Source organism: Mesorhizobium sp. B2-4-12, assembly GCF_006441575.1.
GTDB lineage: Bacteria > Pseudomonadota > Alphaproteobacteria > Rhizobiales > Rhizobiaceae > Mesorhizobium.
Genome location: NZ_VFVC01000098.1, coordinates 1 through 2,991 on the forward strand (window position 1 = coordinate 1; position 2,991 = coordinate 2,991).

Consider the following 2,991-nt stretch of genomic DNA (forward strand, 5'->3'; position numbering starts at 1 on the left):
CTTCAAGCCCCATCTGCCGCCCGGCCAATACGTCCCTTGACACCCCTCCGAAGCAGATGTGTGCGCACGCTAGCCCCCTGCGGGAGAAGGTGGATCGGCGCGTCAGCGCCGAGACGGATGAGGGGTGCTCCAGCTTGGCGCTACGCTTGTTCTGTGGCGGGGTGTATTGACGTAAATCTTCACCGCCTCATTCCGTCCAATACCCCGTCTCGGCGCTTCGCGCCGATCCACCTTCCCCCACAAGGGGGGAAGGAAAAGGCACTCACCTCCGCACCCGCGACTTCAGCCAGCGATCAAAGGCCACCGCCAGGATCAGGATCAGGCCGATGACGATGCTTTGCGTGTAGGACGAGACGTTGTTGAACTGCAGCCCGTTCTGCAGCACACCGATCAGGGCCGCCCCAACCACCGTGCCGCCGACCGAGCCTATGCCGCCGAACAGTGATGTGCCGCCGATGACAACTGCCGAGATGACCGTCAGTTCGTAGCCGATACCGGCGACCGCTTCGGAAGAATTCAGCCTGGCCGACAGCACGAAAGCGGCGAGCCCGGCGAAGAAGCCGACGATGACATAGACCGAGACCAGGATGCGGTCGACGCGCAGGCCGGACAGCCGCGCCGCCTCCGCATTGCCGCCAACGGCATAGACGGCGCGGCCATAGCGCGTGTAGCGCAGCACGATGTGGCACAATATGGCGGCAATGGCGAAGATGATCGCCGGCACCGGCACCGGGCCGATCAGCCCCGTGCCGAACCAGCGCATCGAGGCATCGAAACCCGAAATCGGGCCGCCATTGGAGATTGTCAGCGTCAGCCCGCGAAACACCGTCAGCCCGCCCAATGTGACGACAAAGGGCGGCACTTTCAGCCTTGTGATGGCAAGCCCCTGCACGCCGCCGGCGGCGGCTCCCACCAGAACGGCGGCGAGAAGTGCGGCGAACCAGCCATAGCCCTGCGTGCCTGAGGTCGACAGCGACAGCGTGTTGGCCGCGCCGCCCTTGGCGACGACGGCGGCCACCATGCCGCAGAAGGCAAGCAGCGAGCCGACCGAAAGGTCGATGCCGGCGGTGAGGATGACGAAGGTCATGCCGAGCGCGATCAGCCCGGTGATCGAGATCTGCCTGGTGATGTTGAACAGGTTGATGGGGTCGATGAAGCTCGGCTTCAGCACGGTGAAGACGACGACGAGGGCTGCCAGGAACAGCAGCGGCCCGAAGCTCATCAAAAGCCTTGCGAGTGTGGCGCCGCCGCGCTGGCTCTGTTCCTCGGCGATGCTCATCGTGTCAGCCCTTCCCCATCCTGCCCGAGTGCTTCCTGCCCCCTCGCATCCTGCTTGTCGAGCGCCATCAGTTCCATCAGTTTTTCCTCATTTGCCTCGACGCCCGGCATCTCGCCGGTGATGCGGCCCCGGCGCATGGTGACGATGCGGTCCGACACCGCCAGCACTTCCGGCAGTTCGGATGAGATCATCATCACCGCGATGCCGCGCGCCGCGAGCTGCACCAGGATCTGGTGGACTTCCGCCTTGGCGCCAACATCGACGCCGCGCGTCGGCTCGTCGACGATCAGCACTTTTGGATCGCGCGCCAGCCAGCGCGCCAGGATCACCTTCTGCTGGTTGCCGCCCGACAGGCCCTCGATCGCCTGTTCGGCCGACGCCATGCGGATCGACAGCATTTTGCGGAAACCCGACAGCGCGTCGCGCTCGCGCCGCTCGGCCATGAAACCGAAACCGTTGCTGAACCGCCCGAGCGAAGCGACGGAGAAATTCGGCAATATGCCGAGCGCGGCAAAGATCGCCTGGTGCTTGCGGTCCTCCGGCACAAGGCCGATGCCGAGCGCGATGGCGTCGGCGGGTGAAGCCGGCGCGATTTGCTTGCCGTCGAGCGTGATCGTGCCCGCCGCGATGCGGTCGGCGCCGAAGATGACGCGCGCCAGTTCCGTGCGGCCCGAGCCGACGAGGCCGGCGACGCCAAGGATCTCGCCGGCCTTGAGGTCGATGTCGACGCCGTCGAGCACGATGGCATGTGGCGCCTCGGGGTCGCGCACGGTGCGCAAGCCCCGTACGGAAAGCACGACATCGCCGGCCACCGCGCGCTGCACCGGGCGCGCGTAAAGTTCGGACGCGGCACGCCCGACCATCTTTTCGATGATCCGTGGCAACTGGATCGGCCCCCGCTCGCGGTCGAGATGTCCGGCCAGCCTGCCGTCGCGCAGCACCGTCATGCGATCGCAGATGGCCGATGCCTCCTCGAGCCGGTGGGTGACGAACATGATGGCGACCTTGTCCTGGCGCAGCCGGTCCATGATCGACAGCAGCCGCTGCACCTCGGTCTCGGTCAGCGCCGAGGTCGGCTCGTCCATGATGATCAGCCGGCTTTTCAGCGACAGCGCGCGGGCGATCTCGACCAATTGCTGCTCGGCCACCGACAGCGCCGACACCGGCGTCATCGGGTCGATGGTGAGGCCGACACGGGCGATGATGGCGCGGGAGTCCTGCTCCATCTTGCGCCAGCTCACCAGCCCGAGCGGACCGGTCGGCGCACGGCCGATGAAAATATTCTCCGCCACCGTCAGCGTCGGGATCAGGCTGAGTTCCTGGTAGATGGTGACGATGCCGTGCTGCTTGGCATCCTGCGGACGCGCCGGCTGGTAGTCGGCGCCGTCGAAAATGATGCGCCCGCTCGACGGCGGCATGACGCCCGACAGGATTTTGAGAAGCGTCGATTTGCCGGCGCCGTTTTCGCCGAGCAGGCCGAGGATTTCGCCGGGCCTGACCTCGAGCGAGACGTCGCTCAGCGCGGTGACGCCGGCGAAATGCTTGGTGACGCCCTCGACGGCAAGCAGGACGGGTGCGGCTTCAGCTGGCTGCAAGGAGTGCTCCCTGAGACTTGAGATGTCTGCGCTGCCCCTCACCGGTGTCCAGCCGATAGATGGGTAACACTTTGAACCGGATAGATAGGTAACAGTTTTCTCCCTCATGATGGGTTC

2 protein-coding genes are annotated in these 2,991 nt (G+C 65.6%); both read right to left on the minus strand.

Going from position 1 to position 2,991, the window contains the following annotated elements:
- Positions 1-262: 262 nt before the first annotated feature.
- The gene (locus tag FJ934_RS27780) at positions 263-1,279 is read right to left on the minus strand and encodes an ABC transporter permease (RefSeq protein ID WP_140613585.1); all 1,017 of its coding nucleotides are present in this window, start codon (positions 1,277-1,279) and stop codon (positions 263-265) included.
- Complete coding sequence (locus FJ934_RS27785) at positions 1,276-2,874, minus strand: sugar ABC transporter ATP-binding protein (protein ID WP_140613586.1); 1,599 nt, start codon at positions 2,872-2,874, stop codon at positions 1,276-1,278. Before FJ934_RS27785 ends, FJ934_RS27780 begins: the two co-directional genes overlap by 4 nt.
- Positions 2,875-2,991: the final 117 nt, after the last annotated feature.

Coding starts and splice junctions, on each gene's coding strand:
- FJ934_RS27780 (WP_140613585.1), bottom strand. CDS start 1,279: ATGAGCATCGCCGAGGAACAGAGCCAGCGCGGCGGCGCCACACTCGCA.